At 58.3% G+C, this 23671-nt stretch carries 7 protein-coding genes; 1 reads left to right on the forward strand and 6 read right to left on the reverse strand.

All coding sequences use genetic code 11. From position 1 onward, the window contains the following. Window positions 1–99 precede the first annotated feature (99 nt). From ACR0MP_RS19245 to ACR0MP_RS19255, 3 genes are read right to left on the reverse strand one after another with little or no spacing between them, the layout of a single operon-like run. The gene (locus tag ACR0MP_RS19245) at window positions 100–849 is read right to left on the reverse strand and encodes an N-formylglutamate amidohydrolase (protein ID WP_170408819.1); all 750 of its coding nucleotides are present in this window, start codon (window positions 847–849) and stop codon (window positions 100–102) included. After that, window positions 846–2546, reverse strand: coding sequence for a Na/Pi cotransporter family protein (locus ACR0MP_RS19250; protein ID WP_480887605.1), 1701 nt, complete (start codon window positions 2544–2546; stop codon window positions 846–848). Before ACR0MP_RS19250 ends, ACR0MP_RS19245 begins: the two co-directional genes overlap by 4 nt. 4 nt (window positions 2547–2550) lie before the next feature. Next, the gene (locus ACR0MP_RS19255) at window positions 2551–3354 is read right to left on the reverse strand and encodes an inositol monophosphatase family protein (RefSeq protein WP_170408817.1); all 804 of its coding nucleotides are present in this window, start codon (window positions 3352–3354) and stop codon (window positions 2551–2553) included. 375 nt (window positions 3355–3729) lie between these two features. On the opposite strand from ACR0MP_RS19255, the gene ACR0MP_RS19260 reads away from it, so the two are divergent. Then, window positions 3730–5259, forward strand: a complete 1530-nt coding sequence (locus ACR0MP_RS19260) for a sulfatase-like hydrolase/transferase (RefSeq protein ID WP_170737251.1) — start codon at window positions 3730–3732, stop codon at window positions 5257–5259. 23 nt (window positions 5260–5282) lie between these two features. Here the strand turns inward: ACR0MP_RS19260 and ACR0MP_RS19265 are convergent, their stop codons facing one another. From ACR0MP_RS19265 to ACR0MP_RS19275, 3 genes are read right to left on the reverse strand one after another with little or no spacing between them, the layout of a single operon-like run. Continuing rightward, on the reverse strand, window positions 5283–8642 hold the full coding sequence (locus ACR0MP_RS19265) for a Tc toxin subunit A-related protein (RefSeq protein WP_480887608.1): 3360 nt from the start codon (window positions 8640–8642) through the stop codon (window positions 5283–5285). A gap of 19 nt (window positions 8643–8661) precedes the next feature. Continuing rightward, the gene (locus ACR0MP_RS19270) at window positions 8662–15609 is read right to left on the reverse strand and encodes a neuraminidase-like domain-containing protein (RefSeq protein WP_480887609.1); all 6948 of its coding nucleotides are present in this window, start codon (window positions 15607–15609) and stop codon (window positions 8662–8664) included. A 28-nt stretch (window positions 15610–15637) separates the two neighbouring features. Further along, on the reverse strand, window positions 15638–23605 hold the full coding sequence (locus ACR0MP_RS19275; protein WP_480887611.1) for a SpvB/TcaC N-terminal domain-containing protein: 7968 nt from the start codon (window positions 23603–23605) through the stop codon (window positions 15638–15640). Between the last annotated feature and the right edge of the window lie 66 nt (window positions 23606–23671).

Genomic DNA, 23671 nt, shown 5'->3' on the forward strand with positions numbered 1-23671 from the left:
CCATCAAACGGCCCTGCATATCGACCATGCATACCAATACGGTGTCGATTTCCCCGGCAGAAATCTGCGCCTTAAGATGCTCGAATGTCAGTGTCGCGCTCACGATGCGCCCTCCCTGATCGTGATATCGTTCAGCGCCGGTTCAAGCAGCGCCAGTATGTCCCGGGACATGTTGGCAACCTGTACTTCATTGCCCAAAAGATCATTGCGTACTTCGATCATCACATTGGCCAGCCCCCGGCTCAGCGCATGAAGACGGAGCGAATGCGTTACACCGTCAGCGGGGCCATAGGGCTGATTACGTTCCGTGCGGCGATGCGGGATCTGATCCATGTGATCCAGCATGGCATCGACCAGACGACTGTCCTCGTCATGGAGAAGTCCAAGTTCAACCGCGCGCGGCTTACCAAAATAGACTGGCGTGAAGGAGTGTATAGTCACAACGACTGTATCCGGACCGCGCGCATCCAGAACCTGTGCAACAGCCTGACAGAACGGGGCATACACTGCCTGGGTACGTGCATCGCGTTGCGATTGATCGAGGCCCACATTGCCCGGCACTTCGATCAGTTCTGATTTCTCGGGCATTGCGCTTGCCGCCTCGGGCGGACGGTTGCAATCATAGACCAATCGCGAGACGGTCGAGGCCACGACCGGAGCATCAAGCGCTGTCGACAGCGCCCGTGTCAGCGCCATTGCGCCCGGATCCCAAGCGGCATGGCTGACGCGCGCGGATGCGGACAATCCCAAATCATCAAACTCTGCCGGAATGCGGTTGCTTGCATGTTCACACAGCAGAACCACACGCCCAATGCCCGTCTCGTTCAGGATTTCGACTGATCCCGTCACCCTTTGACCTCAGTATCAGCGTCCTGCTCCATCTGTGGGAATTCTTCGATCAGGCGGGTTTCAAGCAACTGCCCGTTGCGATATAGGATCGGATAGGCGACGGCCGCGATGTGACTGTTGAATTCGCGAAAGGCGCGCAGCGTTTCGAGGTGGATGTCGCTGGTTTCAAAGCTTTCTGCGCTGCCATGTTGCAAGCGTTTAAGGTGGCGTTTGCGACTGTCACGCTCGGCCCGCTTGATTTCGGTTTTTTCCAGGCTCAGCAGACGCGCGCTTTCCAGATCGTCCGAGATCAGCACGTTCGAGGCCAGTTTCAGGTTGGCCACAATCCCCTCGTGCATTTCGACCAGCTCTGACCAACCTTCTTTCGAGAACGCGGCCCCCTTTTTGCGCATGTCATCCGCCAATGCCGTCAGGCGTTTGGCCACCACGTCGCCCGCGGTTTCCAGGCGAATGGCATATTCCATTAGGTCCCGCGCAATCTTGGCATTTTCCTTGCCGAACGCATCAGCGGGGATAGCCGCCACATATTGCCGGATACCAGAAAGGCAATCGTTCACATCAGTATCCATGTCCCGAATGGCCCGGATCTGCTCCTTGTCGCCGCTGCGATAAAGCTCCAGCGCAGGCCGGAACATCGAGCCAACCATGTCGCTCATCCGCAGAAGCTCGCGTTTGAGGTTAGACAGGGCCTGATTGGGTCTGCTGAGGGAGTCGAGATCAAGTGCGCTGATCGGTTGCCCGGGCTGCGCGCTGCTTTCAGGACTTTTCGGATCGGGCAGCAGTTTTTCGAATGGCGCGCGCAGCATGCCGCAGAACGGCAGGGCCAGAACCAGAAGCGAGGCGTTGAAAATCAGATGTGCATTCACCAGCATCTGCCCGCCTTGCAGATCGCCCAATACTCCGGTTCGCAGCGCCAGGTTGGCAGCAAACAGCGAGACAATTGACCAACTGCCCCGCAGCGCCAGATTAGCGCAGGGAATGCGCCTTGCAGACAGGGCCATGCCGCGTGTCAGCCAAACCGGGATGAAGGCGGACCCGAAATTAGCACCCAACACCAGCGAGAGCCCGGCGGCAAACGGGATCGCCCCGATTTGCACCAGGGTCACACACATCAAGATCGCAGCGACCGAAGAATGCATGACAAAGGCCAGCGCTCCACCGACCAGGAACGCTGTGATGTAATCACGCGCAAGATACTCGGCGATGGCGGGTAGAAAGGCGCTGTCACGGATCGGGTCCATCGCCTCGCGCAGAAAACGCAGTGAGATCAGGATGAATGCGACACCCATCAGAATACGGCCCAACTGGCGCGGTTTCTTGGCCTCTGTCTTGACGAACAGATAGCCGCCGACCGCAAGCAGTAGCGGCACCAACCAATCCAGTTTGAAGGACAGAACCTGAATGATCAGCGCCGAGCCGAGATCGCCACCCAGAACCATCGCGAGCCCGGTCGGAAAGGCCAACATCCCGCCCGCCGCAAATCCGGAGGTCAGCAATGCAACCGCGGCCGAGCTTTGCAAGACGACGGCCATTGTAAGCCCTACCATCGAGGCCTGCGCATAGCTGCGCTGCCCCGTCATCACCCGCTGAAACGATGCACCATAGCTACGCTCGATGCCCGTGCGCACCATGCGCACAGCGTAGAGCAGCAGCATCGTTGCACCAGCCAGACTTATGAGGAAACTGACAATCGCCATTCCGTTATCCGTTCACCAGATCAAGCAGCTCGGAATGCAGTTGCGGCGTGGCCGCCGATATGACTCGGCCGTCGGAGTTCAGACCTAGCGGCTTACCCTCCCAATCGCTCATGATCCCGCCCGCAGCTTCAACTACGGCGGAAACCGGCAGATAGTCATAAGGCTGCAGATCATAATCGATGACCGCATCAACATGGCCCATCGCAAGCAGTGCATGCGGGTAGCAGTCATAGGCAAAGCGTCGGGTCTGTCCCGAATTCATCAACCGATCAAACAGGGCCGGATGATCCCGGTAAATCTTGTCGCCTTCGTTGACGAAAAAAACTGCGTCGCTCAATTGGCGTGTAACGCTGACCGAGACAGGCTTGCCATTCAGTGTGGCCCCTTGACCTTTCATGCCGATCAGAAATTCGTTCAGGGCAGGCATGCCGATGACCCCCAATCGGGGAACACCATTCGTGAGATATCCCAACAGGAACCCAAACAACGGATGCCCCGACAGGAATGACCGGGTGCCGTCAATGGGATCTACAATCCAGACATTCTGCCGATCCTGACCTTCGAACCCCTGCTCTTCGCCAAAGATACCGTCATCTGGAAAGTTCTCAGCCAAATATTGTCGCACAACGGCCTCGACACCCTTGTCCGCCTGTGTGACCGGGCTTTCGTCCGCCTTGAACTCAACCCCCAAACGTCCCCGAAAGTACCCGCGCGCAGCCTGCGCGGCGATATTGGCGATTTCGGCGGCGTGAATCGCGATATCTGACGTACCTTCGGGCGTTGCAACGGTATTTGGTGGGGTTAGCATCTGTTTTTGTCCCTCATTGCAATGCCTTAAGCAGTATTCAGAGACGCCGTCATGGTACAGGTAAACTGGATGACTAACGGATCGCCATTGCACATGGGTGTTCCGGTTGTATCGTCACTCTGCGATGCTGCATTACGCAACATCTTTTAAGCATCAACGTCACAAAACCCCACACAGCACAGCAACATTAACCCACAAAAAACAACTTATTCAACTAAATTATTCCGTTTTTGGTTGATTAGCGGTTTCGTTTGTGGATTTTTGAGCGGTGGGTATCGCCATTCCGAGGCAAAGCAGGCAATACCGCCGCGTAGTTTTGGCAGGAATACACGCGCAGGGCCAAAGATTCGGTTCAGCGATCAGGAGCACCGGGATATGACAGACAAACACAACGTCCTGTTTATCATTACCGACCAGATGCGGGCGGATTGTTTGTTTGGGGCATTGGAGGCCCATGTTGACCTGCCTCACATGCGCGCATTGATGGAGGACAGTGTTTCTTTCACGCGGCACTTTTCCGTTACCAACCCCTGCGGGCCATCGCGCGCCTCATTGCTGACCGGGCAATACGCGATGAACCACCGGTCGGTACGAAACGGCACGCCCCTGCGCCACGATGCACCGACCATCGCCAGCGAGATGCGCAAGGCAGGGTATCTGCCGATGCTGTTTGGATATACCGACACATCACAGGACCCGCGCGTGTTTGATGCAAAAGACCCGGCGCTCAGGTCATATGAATTCCACATGGCCGGTTTTCAGGAAATGCTGGAAATGCGTTTGGAGATGTCATTCCCATGGCGTTCTCATCTGAAAAACCTTGGATATGAGTTCGAAAACTATATTGACGTGTTCAAACCGGTCGCACCCAATGGCGGCCAGCCTGCACTGAATGACCCGGCCTTCTACGCAGCCGAGGATAGCGATACCGCCTTTCTAACCGATCGGTTTCTGGAAACCATGCCGGCGTATGCGGATGATGACAGGGGATGGTTTGCACATCTGACCTACATTCGCCCGCATCCACCGCTGGTAGCCCCGGCACCATATAACCGAATGTATGACCCTGCCTCGCTACCATTGCCATCGCGACTGCTAACCGCCGAGGCCGAAGAGGCGTTGCATCCGTTTTTCGCTCCGGCACGGGCCAACAGCACGGTTGCCGGGTTTGTTGAAGGTTTCCCGGACCTTGAACCGACGGACGAGGTAGTGCAGACGCTGCGTTCGATCTATCTGGGTCTTGCCACGGAGGTAGATCATCATATCGGCCGCGTGGTTTCGTTTTTGAAAGAAACCGGGCAGTACGACAACACGTTGCTGGTGGTCACCGCAGATCATGGCGAGATGCTGGGGGATCGACACAGTTGGGGTAAGATGTCGGTTTATGATGCGGCCTATCATACACCCTTGATCGTGCGCTTGCCCGATGGAGCCCGTGGCAAACGGGTCGAGGCACCCACGGAATCGATTGATATCGTTCCGACGATTCTCGAATGGATCGGGCAGACAATACCGGATTCCATGAATGGGCATTCGCTGTTGCCCTTCCTTCAGAGTGAATCCTCAACCCCGGCTGACTGGCGCCGCTATTCATTCTCGGAGTTGGACTTCGCTGATCCGCTGAACCCAACCCGCTGGCAACGCGATCTGGAAACGGGGTTAGAGGACAGCTGCCTGAGCATCCTGCGCGACGACCGGTTTACATTGGTTGAGTTTGCGGCTGATCTTCCGCCCATGCTGTTTGACGGTGAAGGGCAGGGTGAGATGGAGAACGTGGCAGAACATCCTGAACACGCCGCCACATTGGCACGCATGACACGCGACATGTTGCGTCACCGGATGCGGAAAATGGACAAGACCCTGTCAAACTGGATGATCACCCCGGATGGTCCGCGCCATCCGTGACATTCCTATATGGCTGAGGATCGTCAACCACCCCAGGTTACAGTCATCAGCATATCCTCGAACTCTGCGGTGTCGAAAAACAGCACGATCTCACCCGTTGGGCCTGCGGGCAACGGAACCGTCGCCAACTGACCAACCGCCAGATCGCCCAGTTCCGGACGGCGGGTCAATGTGTCCTGAACCACACCTCCGTCGCTTGTATCAGAACGATCAGACACCGTGATTGTTGCCGGAGCAGCATCCAGACTGCTTTCAGCAAAAAGATCGCACCGTTTGAGCGTCGTGAGGCGACCAGCCGACCAATAGGGATAGTGCTCGGGTCGGAGTGTCAGCCGCAGCTCGTGACGCCCACCCGCAGGTGGTGTTTCGCGGCGGAAGCGTGCCCATTCTGTCGGGAACTCGTGCCGCAGTGAGAATAGCCGCACATTGCCCACAGTCCCGTCTGCCGCGATATCGGCTTTCAGATGATCAACCGCCGCATTGCGCACAGGTCCACCGCCATCCCGCGCAGTGTAGCGCAGGTGCAAGACGACGTCCGAGATCGTGTCATAGTCGAACTGTTGCGGATCGCCCTGCGTTGGGTCCGCAGGCAGCTCTAGCCGCCATTCGCTGACTGCGCCCACATTCTCGAATGGTAAATAGCGATCATCAGGCATGCCCTCGAACTGACCGGTTTCCATTTGCGCCGCACTGAACACATTGCTTTCGGCGCTGTGAATATCGGCGAAACGGTCGTCTTCGGGGCCCGTGCGAACATAGCCATCCCCGATATCCGGTCGTTGCCGGATGCTGCTCTTGAGATGCACAAGTTTCGCATGGGTTCCTATATAGGGCCCGGAAACACAGGGCAGGCTGAGCGCAACACTCTTGATCCGGCGGAAGTAATGGCCCGGCCCATCCAGATCGAACTGGGCCTCGGGGATTTTAAAGGTACACCGACCTGTTCTTCGCAGATTGACCAGGGCCAGCGGATCGATTTGTAGCAGGCTGACATGTTTGGTCAGCTCGTATTCGTTGCGATTGTGCTCGTGATACGCAAGCTCCATCCGCTTGACGTCCAGCAGCAGCGCCTCGCCTGAAAGAAGCCCCTTGCGACCGCCATCCCAATAGTTGAACTGCACCAGAGTTTTCTGATCCAGCTCGGGCCGCATCAGTTCGGCTTTCATGGTCTGCTCGGCGCGTCGCGCGGTATCGAAGGCAAAGCGGTAGTACTCGTAATACAGCTTTGACAACTCGCCTTGCAGCCAGCCATAGAGCTCTTCGTTGGTGTACTTGTCCTGCAAGAAATCGCGGGTTTGCTCTGATAGACGGATTGCCTTCTTCAAGTTCAGGTATTCGCGATGCTGCGCCTGTTCCGCGATCAACGATGTCAGAATCTGACGCCCGATCTGCATCACATCATGGGCCGCCAGATTGTGCTGCAATATCCATTCATCGGCGCGACGTTCATAGGCGGCAGTGCGGGCCGCCATCCCGGCCTGATCACGGTTCCAGTCCGCGATCATCCCGGAAACATCCCCCGCGATCCGCATGACCGAGGACAGCACGGTTCCCACCTTAAAATCGATGGTGCCGCCGAGACCCCAATAGTGCAGATCAAGTTTCGGGTCGGGGATCGGGGTAAGGGTTGCTGAAATCGAGTGGAATACCGATTTGGCCAGCGTTGTGTCACGGGCTATTGGCAGCAGAGTATTAAGCTCTTCATCCTCTTTCTTAGACAGGTGAAGGTCTCCGCCCCCGGTCTGACCCGACGTTTGTGCGCCGTCGCCATCGCCCGGGCGCTCAAGATCGGGAAACTCGAGCCGCTGAACCGGGACGTCATATTGCGCAACAAGCGCCTCATATGCTTCATCAAAATTGGCCTTTGTCAGGTTTTGACGGGTCAACTCAAGGGTTTCAGGCGCATTTGGATCAGCCTCCTGACCCAGCAGGCGCTTGTAGTAGTTCAATCGCTCAAGCGCCGCGCCGCGACTGCCGATCAGAGCTTGCGTCGCTGCCTCGGTGTTTTTCCATTGAAGGTAACGAAGATCGACCTGCAGTTTCTGCAAGCTGACTTCGTGACCTTGCCGCAACAGGGCAAGTGCCTCGGCGTCGCGTTTTTCCAAGGCGGTCAGCAAGGCCGACCCGATATTGCGGACCTCTCCGGCCAATTCCGCCGCCTTCTCGATCAACACGCGCGAGCGGACGGGGCTGACCGGTTGATTCAAACCCGAAACGACAGAGCCGATATCCAGCCCAGCCGCCGCCGCCTTGACCAGCATTCCCGGATCGATCGGCGGGTCGAACAGGGCAAGCGGACGAACCTGCCCTTCGATATCCATACAGTTGCGGATTTTGAACAGCCGGTCGGCAACCGTATCCCAATAACCCAGCAGCTTTTCATTATGCGGGATGCAGAAATACAACGTGCGGGCCATACCGAATAACGGCGCAGCGCTGTCGCTGGTGCCCGCACCTGTTGGCGTTGTGAAATTGAAGGGGAACGCGCCTTCAAGCTCGACCAATGCATTGCCCATCGGATCAAGCCCTTGCGCCCGAAGCTGCGCAAAGGTGCGTGGCGTGGTTGTTCCACCCGCAGGTGAACGCTGCGGCTTGTCGCCCAGCAAGTTCGAGGCGAGCACATAGATCTGCAGCGCTTCCATGATGGCTTCGCGCGTGAATTGCTGGAACAGGTTGTCACCCCAGGCAATCAGATTGTCGAGGTACTTCATCACCACGTGCATCATGAATGAAATCGTCCGTGTGCGCGCGACTGCAAAGGGCTGAAACGGGGTGTTTCGCACCGCTTCATACCCATTTAGGATCGCTTCTTTCTCGGCCAGCTCCGCGTCGGTGCATTCGTCGTTTGGTTTGCTGAGCAGGGTCAACAACGTATCGATGGATTGGGCTTCGCCCTCGCGAAAGGCAAGGAAACGCCAATAGCGTGTGGGCACCGGTACATCGGGGTCATTCTCGGTCGGATCGAAAATCAGATGGAACCAGCGTTGCGCTTCGGCGAAACGTTGGGTCTTGGACAAGTGCACCGCAATGGTCAGCGGCACATGGAACATCAGTTCCCAATTGTAGTTGGCATAAGGCCCACCCATCCGCGTGTCGATTTCCTTCGGGAACGAATGGATGTCGATCTTGTCGGTTTCCTGCGGGGAATAGAGGGAATTGAAGAATGACTTGCGCAAGCTTTTGTGAAACTCCGGGGACAACATCCCGGGCACACCCTGTATGTTCAGACGCTCGATCAACTCCGACACGAAGGGGTGGAAGAAGTTTTCAAACGTGTAGTCCCAGTGTTTTTCATAGCTTATAAGCTTCATCTTCTGGGGGCCGAAAATGTCCTGATCAAGCAGGTGATGATAGCCATAAGTGCTGATCTTGCTGGTATCCATGATCAAAGTCCTTTCCGGATCAAGTGCGACGCATGCGGACGGTGCTGCCCATCGGGCCGATGTCGCGGTCGCCAAAGCGGACCGTGCCACCGGTGCCCAGCGCTGTATGGACAAAGGCGTCTTCGGTCACGAATGCACGAAGAGTGCTCAGGTCGGCGCTGCCAAAGCCGGGGATTGCAGTCACCCGTTCAATCCGGTCGGGCTGCTCGGCAAGCGGCTCGAATGCCAGCACCATGGTATCGATTGTCGGGTCAACTTCGGCCACGCGGCCAAAATCAAGCCAGGTCACAACTTCGACGATCCGCTGCTTCGTGGACACGTAGAACACATGTCGCGGGTCGGCATAGAAGAACGGCGACTCCCAGGCTTCTCCATTGGTCGGGTGATGCGGCTGTGTGGCCTGATCGGGCGCCTTATTGGACAGCAACCGATGCGTGATCCCGTCATTGGAATAGATCGCTGTAAGGCGGTTTGACCCGGTCGACGTAATACGTTTCGGCAAGAAATGCGGCGCCTTCTTGGGTGAGCGCGTATCGGGTGTGCTAAACGTGTTGTACATAAAGAACGAAACGCCCAGCCAATCCTTGTACGAGATCGATATCCGCATCCCGTTGGTCCATGGGAATGAAGACAGGCGGATGCCTTTGCGGAAATTGCGCATCTCTCGGGCTGGCACGTTTTCGCGCAGCAACAGGGGCTCATCAGGATCCGAACTGCGCGGCGGTTGCCACACGCCATCCACCCGTTCAGTCCAGTTCAGCATGACCTTGACGTCAAAGGTGGGTTCATCAACATCCATCAACGATGACGCCTCAACCTCGGCCAGCGGGCCTGATCCCGCATTGGGTGTTCCTTGTGCCGTGTTTTCCGGCATCATCTTGATCCAAAACAGGAACAGACGATTGTTCCAGACCAGCGGCATGACCGGATTATCCTCGATATCCAGCGGGATTTTCTCCCACGCGCTCCACGAGCCATAGGCACGGGTCCGGTGGTAATAACTGCGTTTGGCCCCGGCGGTGCGCCCGATAACATGCAACACGTCGTCTGCAGCACCGGGATCGCCTTCGATCTGGTAGAGACCGCATACTTCCAGCTTGGCGACCTCTTCCAGTTTCTGCAGATACCCGATCAGCGAGGTGGCTGCGCGTTCCTCGGTGATGTCACCCTGCAGCAATTCACTCATCGCTTCGCGGAAGAAGGGTGACTGGTCGTCGCGCAATTCCGGCTCCATCCAGTTTTCAGGGTACAGGAAGATTTTCCGGTTTGCCTCCCACACGCGGTAACGCTTCATCCACTCCCAATGCTTGGACCGAAGGCTGGATGCAGCCACACGGGGTTCAAGGTTCATCAGGCAGCGCTCGGTAAAGATCTGGACCGAGGACAATGCGTGACGAACCCGCGAAGTGAGCATGCACGGCTCCATCTGCACATCCATCAGGAAGTATTCGAACAACTTTTCGGGCGTGTTGATATGCGCCGCATCCGGACGCCCGCGCAGATCGTGCAGGATATGCGCCACCAATGCATCACGCTGGCGCTTGCGCAGGCGGTCATTGATCGGTTGCAGGATTTTGAGCCAGTCATCCGGGCTGTAGCGCGCGCGAAGGGCGGCGCGGAAATTCCGCACAATGGGTCCGGTTGGGGCGGGTGTTGCGGCAGCGATAAGCGCTGTCGCCGGAATCCCAAGTGCCGTCAGCCATTCGGCGATGTCATGAAGCCGCTCCAGAACGGCCAGATCGCTAATATCGGCTGAGGTGAGTCCGAAATGTACCAACAGGGCGGCGATATCCACGGGATCCCAGCGCGTGACTTGGAACAACTCAGCCTCGGCGTCGGCTATGGCGAATGCTGGATTCTCGGCTATCGAGACCAGCCGGGCATTTTCAGGGGCATATGCCGCCTTTAATCGCGCCATGCGCAGGTGGGCCGTTAGCACCCCCATCAGCGCGGCAGAGGTCGGATCATCGGGTGTGCCGCTGACGGGCAGGCTGTTTGGCCAGGCCGCACCCGCAATCTGCAAATCGCCATGTGTCGTCAGGTGCAAGATCTCAGCGACGTCAAGTTTCAGCGTTTCGGACAACCGTGCAATGCGGCGCGTGCGCAGGTAGGCCGCGCCCAGATGCGATACCGGATCAGCCGGGTAGAGATGCGAAGCGCCGATGACCTCAGTTCCTCGGCCCGGTGCACTCCAACGCAACGCCAGACGGTCGGTCACATTGGCCACGCCCAGCGCGATTTCGACCAAAGTGCCTGCGCGAAGCTCGATCGCGTTGGTGTTTGACCATATGCCGCCCGCCTCGGTTAGAAGAACAGGTTCGCCTGCGATGCTGAGTGTCACGGTCGCGCCCGCATCAGCTTCGACATCAATGTTGAAGAATCCGTTTTCAGGCGCTTCCAGATATCCCCGTAACCGCATCGAAATCGAAGAACCTGGTGTGGTTTGATTGTCTGGCAGCACTGTTCCAGTGGAGGCAAAATCAATCGCGCCAGATAAGGTTTCGACCCGCGCAGGCGGTGCAGTGTGGGCCGGGCCATCGCTGATTTCAGCACCCAGACCCCCGGATTCGAGCATCAGGGCATCCTCAAGCGCGGAGCTGGCCGGATCAGTCGCCGCATGCAGAACCTCGGCCTTTTCGAACAGGGTGGTCGCCATGTCAGCCTCAACTTCGATCGCAGTTCCCAAAAGCTGCAGCGCTACCTGACGTTTCCGTCTTGAGATCAGCTGCGGCAGGATGCCTTCCAGCAGGGCGCGATAGGCCTCGGCCTTTGGAGCGACTGAACTGCGATAGGCGTCGTGCAGCGGCAGCAGCTCTGGGAAGCGGGTGAAAAATGGCTGCGATTGTGCCTCGCTGGCGTTGAACAAGGCGTCAATAGCTGGCGCGAAGGCGGCAGGGGTCCCGGCAACGGCCTGCAGGGCATCCCTGACCGTGGTCGACATGAGCCCGCTGAAAACCAGAACCTTGCGGAAATCATCATAAGCGATTTGATCGGGTGCCTCGGCCAGAATTGCAGGCTCCAACACGGGTGCGGAATGGTCATAGGCAACCTCGGTCGAGGATGTGGCCTCAAGATATCCAAAATATTGCTCGGTCGCTTCGGCCCCGTAGACCAGAGACATATGGGACCGGGCAATGCCGCCATCGGGATCATCCACCAGCACAAAGTCATTGGTGATAGCCGCAAACCCTGCACGCAGATCGCGTGCCAGGGTCGTGATGTTTTCTGCGGGCGGTGTCGTCTGGCCACTTGGGTCATGGTTCAACAGCAGCGCCAGCGCTGTTTCCAGCGACAGGCCTAGCTCGGACAGGCGATGCACCAGATCGATAACCGTCAGCAGAGCGGGTGCAGTGGCGTCTTGCGGGCCATAGGGGTCAAGACCGGTGGCTTGAAGCAAACGCTCCAATCCCGGCACGCTTTGCTCAAGCGCGCGCGTCAACCAGCCGCGACGGTAGATTGCGCTGACCGTCTCGATGGTCAGGGGTGTCGTGTCATCGAACCCCAAAACAGCGACGATCCGGTTAAATTCCGGACCCGTCAATGAAAAGGCCGCGCGCAAGGTTTCAACCTCGGGCAGCAACAGGGCCGCAGGGTCTGTAAGCACACCGCCAAAACCATCTTCGGCAAAGGCGGGGTTTTCGCGAGCAGGTCGCTGGAACATTTCACGGAATAGCGCGGCGGTTCCATTGGTGCCGATTGGTCCAAAGAGGGCCAGGATCGGGCGCAGCGCGTCCTCGGGCCTTAGCTCCAGCGCATCAAGGGCCGACATGGCGATGCCCAACTGTGGCAGGAGCTCGGCAAAGCCGGCGTCCATGCGAGCCAGGTCCACCTGCGCGTCGGCGCCGCCCGGCATCTGGTTCGTCGGATAAAGCGCCGAGATGATAGCATCCGTGTCGGCAATGCTAAGTTCCAGAACACGCCACATACGGACGAACCGGTTAATCCGGATAAAGTCATTCCATTCAAGGCGGTTGGACAGCGGATCAGGGTCTGGGTGACGCAGTTCAAGCGCGCTTAGGTCGCACATATCCGACGGGTCTTGCGGATTTGTAAGCACGATCAGACCCATGATCCGGTCGAAAGTAGTGTCATCAAGCAACCATGCCTCGATATCACCGCCATAGCGTTCAGGCTCGACCCCTGCCGCCATCCGGCTTTGTAGTTCTGCGGAGTTGATCGCGCCGTCCCGGAAGGCCCGGATATCGTCGAAGCCCAGGCCAAGATGCTCAAGCTTCGGGATCAGCGCGGCTCCGGGGTTCACGAACTCGGTCTTTAGGATGTTCACGAGATCAACCGGCGTGATCTCGGTGCGGCGGCATAGGTCGCGCACGCTTTCCAAACCATCACGCACTTCGGCTGCGCTGACACCCGCATCAAAACCATAAAGCGAACGCACTGTCAGATCGGGTCGCGCTGACCCGGCAACCGCCACGCTTTCGGTCAGGACGGCGTTGAGACCGCGCGAGATGTTCAAGCGCTGCAGCCAGATGTCGCGCCATCCGTACGGTGTATCGTCCAGCGCGTCTGACGAACGCAAGTCGGCCATAACCCGATGTAAAGGCGCGTCGAAACGATTGAAAAGGGCCTTCAGTGCCTCCAACGAACGGTCAAACGGCAGGGGGGCAGGGAATTGGGCGGTGGCCAGCGTGGCATAGGCGGCATCGCGTACAAATTGAGGGCTGGCCAGCAACTCTTCAGGCGGTGTTTGACCATCGGTCGAATGACCCTGATATCCACCCAAAGACATGCCGTTGACAACGAAATGCTCCAGCACCTCGTTCACCAAGTCGATGTATGGCACAGGCGTCAGAGTGTTTTCGCAAGTCAGAGGCAGGTGTTGAATATCAGGCCGCCGATCAAGCAACACATCAAGTGGATTGGTGAAGCCGTTCGGAATCTCGGTCGCGGGGCGATCGAGAAACAGCAGAAGATCGACAAGATAGGCTGCGGGGCTGAGGACCGAACGGCAATGCTCGCACCCGCAATAATCCATCGAACCAAATAGCTCTTCTAATGTGGAGTATGCGATCACATCGCCAAAATTGTCCGACCCGCCCGGGGTAGGGTTCAAAAACCCGTCAGCAGCACCCACGCTGGGGCCGATCGCTGGCATCATCCGGTGAGTCATATAAGCGGTGGCCAGATTCAGAACCGCTCCATGGACCTGTTCGGCCTTGCGGTAGATCTGCATCGCGACGGCCTCGTTCAGAACGGCCTTGTGGGCGCGCAGGAACTCATCTTGTGGCAGCGCCACGACCGCATAGGCCGAATCCAACCCTGCAGCCAGCATGGCATTCATACTGCTGTCGTCGGGCGAGATCTGATAGACTCGCTGAATGCGTGAGATTTCGCGCACCACTTCTGGCGGTTCGTCCAGCGCATTTTTTGCAATAAAGCGCGCTACGGGCTGCTGACCTATCTGGAAGGTATCGGCATGTTTTGCGAGGAATTCATGAACGTTGTTCGACAACCCGGTATCGACCAATGGCGTCTCCTGCGCCCGGACCATTTCCGCAACAACCGCAGTCGGGAAAGACAGCCGCACCTGAGCGGCCATGAATTCTGCATAGTTGGCGCGTCTTTCGGCGGCATCCCGGCCCTGAACTGCCTCTGGCACGGGGTCGGTATCATCCATGATCGCGGCCCAGGCGTCGGCTTTATGAAAACCCGCCTTCACTAGGCCTCCCAACGTACCGTCCGCATCGCCATCGGTGTCACGATGCAAGCGTTCGACCAGCTTGGAGTTGTTGAGCGTCAGATAGGCAAGCTTGCCATCGGTCTGCAAACGGGCGGCTTTGTCCTGACCCAACTTACCCTCTACCTCGGTCCAGAATGTATCGAGATCATCACCATGCGCCGCATGGAGCGCGGCAAAAGTTTCACGCTCGTCATCCCGCGTCAGCGAAAGTGCAAGCAAAGGCTGCATTCCGGCCAAAGTCCCGGGAGGGGGCGTATCCAGCCGCACGCGCGCGGAGACTTCGGTAAATCGGGCAAGGGAGGCATCTGTCTGATCCGCCAGTTTGGCGTCGATCAATCCTTCATCCAGCGCGGATTTCCAGATTTGCGCCACTTTAGCAGGGGGCGTGCGGAAAACCGCGGTGTCATCGGCGGGAACACCTGCACGTAAAAGCGCATAGAACAGGCCAGAGTCGATGCGTTGACCACGCCGTCCAGCGGTCTTGTCAGACAACTGCTGGGATAGCGACGCCAGTGCCACGGCGCGCGCGTCCCAACCTGTTTTATTGGCCAGATATGTGATGTCCTGACGGGTGTCGCTTTCTTCAAGTTTCGACAAGGCACCGTTGAACTGACCAGAGAGCGCCTTGGTCAGTGTGGCGTGTTCTGACGACAGTTTTGCGGCACTTTCAGCAGGCAGAACCACGGAAAGCTCGGAATCCGGTCCGGCGTCATATTCCACCGCCGAAGCGGCAACCACATCGTCATTCAAACGCACCTGCACCTGAAGGTCTGGCGCATCCTTGCCGCGCTTGGTGATCTGATCTCCGGCAAACACAATCTCGAAGGCACCGCGTTTACCGGTTGTAGCCTTCCCCAGTTCAACGTCGCCGCCGACACCTTTGTCGACAACAACAACAGCAAGGCCATCAACAGCCGCACTTTGCGCACTTATGACGCGACCGCTGACACGGTAGGTGCCAAAATCCGTCGGTGTGTCCAGTCGAGCGACCAGATCGTTAATCACAGCCGCCGTCCTTTTATCGACACTGCCGGTCGGGGACAGATCGGCCTCTTTCTGAACCAGGCGAACGGCTTCAGTGGTGCCTTTTCCGTAGGTCGGTGTGCGGCCATCCTTTTCGCGCGACACGATATCGGCCAGCGCTCGGCGCGCGCTGATATCATTGGCCAGCAGCAAGCCTTCACGCAGCAGTGCCAGCAAAGCGGATTGCAGATCGCCCACCGTAGCGCGGCGCATTCTGGGCTTTAGCGGATGCGTAACTTTGGTCATGAGGAGGTACCCTTTCTGACAACTGCGTTCACCATTTCAAATGGCCTTTGATGCCCTGGCCTTGCAGGATCGACATCGTGCCTGCCGCGCCCAGGCCAAGGTAACCAGCGGACCGTCGGAAGAAGCCGCCAACGCCGCCCTGACGATGGCCTGCATCGATTTCGTCCACCCAATAATCGGCCGCTTCGCGCGCGGCGGTTTTTTCGCCTTTGATTGCGGAGCGAGCTTCGGTTCCGGCCAGTGCAATTGAGCCGAAAGCTGCGAGCCCGGCGGCAAGGACCGATCCGGCACCACCACCCGTGACGAGCTTGCCCGACACCGAGACCACGTTGAGAGTGCCCGAGGCCGTGCCCTCGACCACATTTGCAGTGCCAACGCCGGTCTCGCCTTCGGCGATTTGAGTGATCCCTGTGCCAACCTGAATGCCGCTGGCCGCCATACCGATCACCATGAGCCCACGGCCCATGACCCCTAGGATGGCGCGGCCCCCGGACAGGGTCTGCGACACTGCCTTGCTACCCCGCATTGCTTTGGCGAGCTTGGAGATTGAGGTGATTTTGCCTTGCTTGTTCACCATGTTCATGGTGTCGACTTTTTGCACCATCGACGCAGTGTCAGGCGCAGCGCCCGGGCGGTAGACTTGCACGGTGCCCTTTATCATGCCGGTATTGGTGTCGAATGAGGTCAACATTCCGTTTCCCTGTTTCGGGATCTCGATCAGCGTCCAATTGCCGTTGCCATGCGCCACCAGGTGAGACCTGACTCCGGCGACCTTCACACCCTGGGCATGGGTGGTGTTGACGTCTGCAAAGGAAACCATGGCAGTGGGCGGGTGCGTGTGTGCGATAGCCGTCGTTCCCTTTGGAATCGAGACCTCGGGCTTGGTGGCCGTGCCCTTCAATATCTTGAACGTGTTGTTCTCTTTGATAAGGGCGAACTCCTGCACGCTGCCTTCGGTGTTCCTGACCTGAGTCGCCAGCGCATCAAGCGTCTCAAGACCCTTCTGCAACGATGCAACTTCAAGGCCTCCGTTGGGCACAGTGGGCGGCGCAGTGCCCTCGGGATCGTTGAGCGTTACCGGGTTGTTATAGGCATAGGCATAAAGGTTCAGCCCGCCTTCAATTCCGATGGGATCGGCGCTGATCCATCGGCCGAGCCAAGGGGCGGCATAGCGGGCACCATGATGGTTAAGCCCGGTTTCGGCATCCCGCTCCATCGCGGTATATCGAAAACGTTTCGGACCTAGGCCAGCGGTGGCAACGCCTTGATAGGTGGTACTGCCAAAGGGGCTGTATTCCTCGTAAGACAGAACATTGCCGTTCTCGTCCAGTTCGATCCCCACACTGCCCACATGGTTACTGTGCTGATAACGAATGACGCGGCTGACCGCACCACCGGCGATCGTCGTCTCAACCAATGCAATACGGCCAGCTTCGTCCCCCACATGCAGGGTCTCTCGGGTCCGCGGGTTTGCACCCGGTTCGCGGATAATGTCGAACCCGCCCAGCGAGATCGTCTCGCGACGGATGGCTCCTGCAACGGTTTCTGTCACTTTTCGGATGCGGGTCCCGTCAGATGCGTAAACAAAGAATGTGCGGTCCCCCTGATGGGCAAGGCCGTCCGTATCACCCGGTCCAACTGCCTGACGGCGACACATACGCAGCTGGTTGTCGTGATCCCATTCAATCTGATCGAGGTGGGAAAGCCGCAACATGTTACCCATCGCGTCATAGCCATCGCCGCCCTGACTGATGATATCATTCAAGGCACCGACCGATGTTTGACTTAAGCGGTTCGAGGATACCCCCGCGGCCAGATCGCTGTCCTCGCCATAGGTGTAGGTCCGCGTCCAACCGGGCGCCACGGGATCAGAGCCCCGGTGGCGCATCTCAATCAAGTTGCCCGCAATGTCATAGTGAAAACGCTCAAGATAACGGCCAAGGGCGAAACCATCACTGCGGTGTGGCAGCCGGGTTCGCGCGGCATCGTTATAGCTGTGGGCACCGGGTGCGCCGCCTTGCTGGCCCAGATGTTCGCGGCCCGTCGCCTCGATCAAACGATGCAGGGCATCAAACGTATAGTCGTTAGAAGCATCAACACGGCGATTGCGGAAAAAGATCTGCTGTTGCGCGCTGTCGCGGATGTGGGTCACGTGGCCAGACACATCGTAGATCATGTGCTGCGCCTGCAAGTGGCATCCTGGCCAGCCTGCAACTGGCGGTGTCGGACAGTCCGAGCCAAATCCGATTGCATCGCGCCGGGTGATGATGCGTTCGGTGAGACGGGTCAACGGATCATGTAGGATTTCTGTTTCAACCGCGTTGCCATAGGTGATGCGTTCGCGGTCGCCCCAAGGGTTGTATGCAATGCCTGTGACCGCGGCATGATCCGCAGTGGCGGGATCCAATAAAGTGTCAGGTGCCGCGGGTCGTGCGTGCCAGGTGTCCACCCGATCAAGCCGCGAGGACGGGTTATAGCGGTACTGCACAACCTGGATGCGCGCGCCCGGCCCTTGCGGTTGCAGCGGCACCAGTTGGACCGGACGGTCCAGCGCGTCAAAGCGGGTTTGCCCTGCGAAAATCTCGGGCTCAGTCGCCACGGGTGCGGCCCAATCGAGCGTGGTGCGAAACTCCTGCGCCAGTTGCCGCTGGCTGCGGATTGGGTTGCCTTTGAAATCATGGGCCAAAATTTCCATCGTGCCGGATTGGTCGCGGCTGATCGCAATGCGTTTGCGATGGTTCAGGGCTTCGGGCGTCGGCAGCGATTCTCCGTAGATCGTTTCATCGATCCGCAGCTCAGGACCCGCATTGATGCTTAGATGAGTGGCGATGGGTCGGCGCAATACATCGAATTCGTGGCGCAGCCGGTGGTCGCGCGCATCCCACGTAAACGCCGTTTCGCCACTTACATCCGTTAGCCGCCAACGGGTACCGCCCTCCATACTGTCGGTCCGAATGGCGGTGCTGAGCATGTCGAAAGCGGTACGCTGAACCTCGCGCCCAAGCTCATCCCAGGTTCGGCGCGTATTGCCTTCGATATCGATTTCGGTCGCAACGCGGTGGAGTGTCTCGGTCGGTAGGGTGCCCGGGGCCGTGTTGCTGTAGAGCGTGCGGTTCGTGGTGAGGCGCGCGATCAGCGCACCACGGGTATCCGCCAATGCCCGCATCGGTGTGTCATCATAAAGCGCCGATTTCGATGCAGCCTCAGTGGCGCGCTGCCGGTCTTCGGGATCGGGGAAACGGGTAGCCAACGCCTGCGCTTGCGCCGGATCAGTGCGCAGCGCGTGCCAAGTGGGTAAATAGGCAGCCTGCGGCAACCTGCGGAAATGGTCGCCAAGATCGGGGTCTTGGGCGGGATCCGAAATCAGTACAATATCGCCCGGGTCCCATGTCGTCTGGTCCCAAACAGAAAACCGGTGTTTGCTCCATGTATGATCGGGATTCAAAATCCCGATCTCTCTGCCCAATGCGTCGTAGAAGAAAATTGGGCTTACACCGATGCGGATGTCGGACTCATAGGTCGGGCGATCTGTGAAGAACGGTTCGAACTGTCGAACAATATTGCCTTTGTTGTTGCGCACTTGCCAGCTGGTACCGACCCAGCGTGGCGACGGCGATGCGGACATAACCGGTCGACCATCAGGACCCAACAGGATGTTCCCCGAGCCATCACGCGTTGGGACCGGACCGTCTTCGGCCTGAATCTTGCGTTGAATTTCCTGCCCCATCCCATCTGTAAAGGTAAGTTCGGCCAGGAACGGGGTGGTTTGACCCGGCAAAAGATCACTGTCGTGAACCTCTCGATGCAGGGAAAGACCGATGACGGGTGATGGGACAGGATCCCCACGAGAGTGATAATAGGCCCAGGGATCATAAACATAACGCATTGTCGCGCGCCCAAGTGCTGCCAGAGCTTCAGGTCCACGCGGATTAGTCAGCACTTGGGTGCGTGCTGCAGGCACCAGTGTCGGATCAAAGCCATCCAGCCTGTCACCTTCGTCGGGCCCATCGACCTTGCCCATTCGGGCCATGCCGGTCACGCGGCCATAGGCGTCAAAGGTCACCTCGCTGCGATTGCCGTTCTCATCGGTCAATACCGAGGCTTGCAAAACGCGATAATCCTGTCGGCGTTCGGTGATTGCGCCAGCTGGACCGGTCGAGCGTACCCCTGCCGACATGCGATTGCCCAATGCGTCCTGCGTTTCCTCGATCAGCAGGTCGAAAGCGTCATAGCGGGCTGTTGTTTCCGTATGTGTCGCAGGCTGATGGAACGGGTCCCGCAGGCGATGTGGTCGAAAGAAATGCTGTCGTGCAAATGCCAGCTCTTGCGCGGGCGTATCACCGCTTGAGGGCGACAAAAGCTGACGGTCCGATGGGCGCCACCACTGGCCGTCGCCGTCAATCTCGGTGTATCCCGCCTGCGCCATCTCGGCCGCACCAACGCGGCCTCCATAAACCTGCGTGACAAGACCCGGCGTGAAGGCCAGTTGGAAGCTTTGATGGAGAAGCCCCAAACTACCCAACTGGCCTAGCGGCAGTGGGCCGGTCAGCGTATCTTCCCTGAAGTACTGACGGCGGTGTTCGATCAGACGACGCTGCACCTGACCCGCGGTTGGGGTCGCTTCATAAGCAAGATCGGCTGCAGCGTTCGCCTCTGTCTCGATCTCATCAAAGGACAAACGCGTACCCTGCGCTGGGCTTAAGCCGGTAAGCTCAAAGCTTTGTTCTTCACATGACACCGGGGCGCGGTAGGTTTGATCTGTCGCGATCAGGTCCGTGACGCGCCGCGTGTGTAATACCGCATGTAACTGCGCCTGACGCACCTGATCTTCAGGCGTCAGCGTCGGATCAGGTGTTTGCCGGCCATACATGACATCGACGCGGCGCAGTTCAGTCCCAAACGGGTCAACCTCCAGTATGACCTGATGCTGAAGGCGCGGGTCATCGGGGATCCGCTCATAATGCGCGGTTAGACTTTCCCGGGCATGGGTCAGAAACACGGCATGACGGTTGAGTCCACGGGACTGCAGCAAATGCACAGTCTGCGTTTGCTCGACCACCTGATAGGGGTGACCATTGGGATAGCCGGGCTCCGCCCTGCCATCGAGCGCATAGGTTTCACGCCGCAGCACCGTGCCGCGAAGCGCGCGCGCAGCCTCGCGTGTTTCTTCGGTTGTCAATCCGGGTGGCACCACCGTGTCGGGCAAAAGCCGCCGCCGCGCTTCAACATCGTCGTCACGCCAAGCGGGTGCGTGCCAGTATTCCCCACGATCCTGCCCATCAAGCAGACCAGCCAAGACATCGGGCAGACTACCTTGGTCGAGATACACGCCAGTATGAAACCATGTTCTGGTCAGGACGGGCGGAACATGAGATGCCGGGTCTTCGTTTGATGCCAGTGGCCCCAGCGCATCTGACGAGAGCGCTGCGAATTCCTCGGTGTCCCATTGTTCGACCATGCCGAACCCGCGAAACTCGCGTTCGACCCCGTCGAAATGACCATGGTGAAAGGCAAAGCGAGATACGAACCGGGTTTGCGCCACACGATCATGTGTGACGATGCGATCAACCACCTGCACCGGGAACGGCAGGCGCGTGGCCCAAGGACGTCCTTCATAAAGGTCTTGCAGGTAAAACCGCGACGACGAGGCATAGCGCAATTCGGTCTCGCCACCGAAATTGTTGACATATCGGGTCATGAGGTGCGGTTTTTGTCCGCCCATCAGATCGACGTAACGCAGTGGCTGACCTGCGTCGCGGGACAAAGTAGAGGACCACACAAGACAGGCGGTGCCCGTTCCAAATAGATCGAGCAGATCAACCGAAGTTTCGGTATCAAGCGGCGGCACATTCCCTAGGCGTCGACGCGGTGCAAGCCGGTTGCCAGACATGTTGAAATAGAGGTCGATACCTTCTGCACCCAGATAGACAATGTCGGTGGTGCCCGAGCCGTCGATATCCGTCAGGCGCAGGCGGCTGCGGTCGAACATTTCGGGGCGATCAAATTGTGGCGCGTCGTCCATCGCCACTTTGGTGCCGAAACGCCCATATCCGCAATTGGGCCAATAGGCGACTTCACCACAGCGGATACGAACCAGATCAGACAATCCGTCGCCGGACATATCCGCCAGAAAAATTGCAGCCTCAGGATCGGAAAACACAAGTCGGGGTCCGTCAGTGTCGTTCCATGGCTGCGCTTGCCTGCGCGCGGGGCCAAACCCGGCCTCGCCTTCAGAGGGGTGCCAGACAAAAGCGGTGTCCTCGGTCAGAAGAATGTCTGCAAGGCCATCGCCTGTCAGGTCAACCATCTTCATGCTGTCATTGGACGCATCTACATGTGGCCAATATTCAAACGCGCGGAAGTCGGACCAACCTGATTGCGCGTCGCGCTCATGGAACCCCGGGGTTGTCCGGTCCATTACCACCAGATCCGGGCGACCATCCCCGGCAAGGTCCATCCATTGACCTGACTCGGCAAATGCAGGCCGTTCGGCAACCAGCACGGGGGCAGCAAAGCGCGCCGTTCCATTCATTGGTCCAAGGTTGCGAGTGTAATGCCAGGCACCTGGGGTCGAAGTCAAAATTCCACCAACACCGTCACCGTCCAAATCAACCCAGTTTGCCGGATCGGTAAGTCCGGCCGGAGCACCTTCGGTCTGCTCGCGGTCAAGGCCGTGCACAATATCGTTCACTTCAGCTCGGCTATAGGTGAATTCCACCGGTGGAATTGCCTGTCGTCTGTAGGCGAGGAACGTGGCTCCGTTCACATCGAGCGGTGCAACCGTATCGTCCGGAGCGAAGCCCGACTGCGCGACCGCCATGAGGAATGAGCCATAGCGCGTACTGCCGGGGTGCTGACGCTCGTCATCAGTATCAGCACCGGGAGGGGTGAAATCGTCATAGGAAAACTCGGTTGCCTTCACGAGACCGCGATAGCCCGGTTCGCCCGTCGGCAAGTCGGGGATATCATGAAAGGTCAGAATTCGATGGCAGCGGCGATAGCGCCGAACCTCAAAGCCCGCGCGGTAGCTTGATGTGGGGTCCGGGCGCACTTGCCAATTTCGGCCGGGATCAGCGGATGCATGGACAAGCTCATGCTGCGCGTCCGCCGCCACGTTGGGATCAGGTGCGATTGGCAACAGGTGGTCTTCGCCATAATCGAATACGACCGTGAACAGCCATCCAGCTGCATTCACATCCGGATCAACCAAACGAGAGACTCGATTGCCGTAGCGGATGCGTTTCAGGTACCGCTCGGCTGTGCGGGACCGATTGGCTTCGTGCGCCTGCGCCTGATCGATGCCAACTGCGTCTTCGGCGACATGCTCGTATCGGATGGCGTTGCCTTTGTCGTCAAAGGTCTCGGACAACAACCAGCGAAATACACGGGCGGGGTCGTCCGGGTCTGCCACCCTTGATAGGCCTGACGCGCCATAGATCGAAGTGACGTTTTCGCGCGACGTGACACGCCAATGCGCGATACCCGACGCCTCGTCTGTCCACCGCTCAATGCGGGCAAAAGTGCTTTCGATCCGTGGGTGGAACCTGTGGATGGTCACACCTGGAAACCGCGCGCGATCTTCCCATTGTGCCCCCTGAGAATCGAGCAGCGGCACCAGATCTTCAGACCCAGAAATCAGGAAGACATCCGATCCGGCGGCATCGTCGTATCGGGGCAGGCCTTTTTCCGTTTTGCGCGTGATCTCGGGCAGCGAAAGTGACCATCCAAAGCCGAATATGCCGCTGCTGGTGCCAGCCTCATAGCTCAGTTGCAGCTCTGGTGTGAAACCACCGCGCCCGGGGCTGACAGGAACCGGAATCGTCAAGGACGCAGACCCGGTCACCGGGTTCGAGGTAATCTTTTCACCAATACCAGAAATCGCGCCACCGCCTTTCGGCAGATTAAGCGACAGCACATCTTTGTTGGCGCCATTGTCACCTGAAATGGCGGATGCTTCCGACCTTTGAGGTCGGGAAATGGCAGTGGAGCCTAACATTCGGCCACCATAAATTCGTCATAAAAATATCAGCGCCACAGGGGTGCTTTACGTAGGGTAAGCAAT

This window comes from Ruegeria sp. K3 (genome assembly GCF_056531845.1).

Excerpts from the sequence above, each read along its gene's own strand:
- ACR0MP_RS19275 (WP_480887611.1), bottom strand. The coding sequence starts at position 23,605 with ATGTTAGGCTCCACTGCCATTTCCCGACCTCAAAGGTCGGAAGCATCC.
- ACR0MP_RS19265 (WP_480887608.1), bottom strand. The coding sequence starts at position 8,642 with ATGGATACCAGCAAGATCAGCACTTATGGCTATCATCACCTGCTTGAT.
- ACR0MP_RS19270 (WP_480887609.1), bottom strand. The coding sequence starts at position 15,609 with ATGACCAAAGTTACGCATCCGCTAAAGCCCAGAATGCGCCGCGCTACG.
- ACR0MP_RS19250 (WP_480887605.1), bottom strand. The coding sequence starts at position 2,546 with ATGGCGATTGTCAGTTTCCTCATAAGTCTGGCTGGTGCAACGATGCTG.
- ACR0MP_RS19260 (WP_170737251.1), top strand. The coding sequence starts at position 3,730 with ATGACAGACAAACACAACGTCCTGTTTATCATTACCGACCAGATGCGG.
- ACR0MP_RS19255 (WP_170408817.1), bottom strand. The coding sequence starts at position 3,354 with ATGCTAACCCCACCAAATACCGTTGCAACGCCCGAAGGTACGTCAGAT.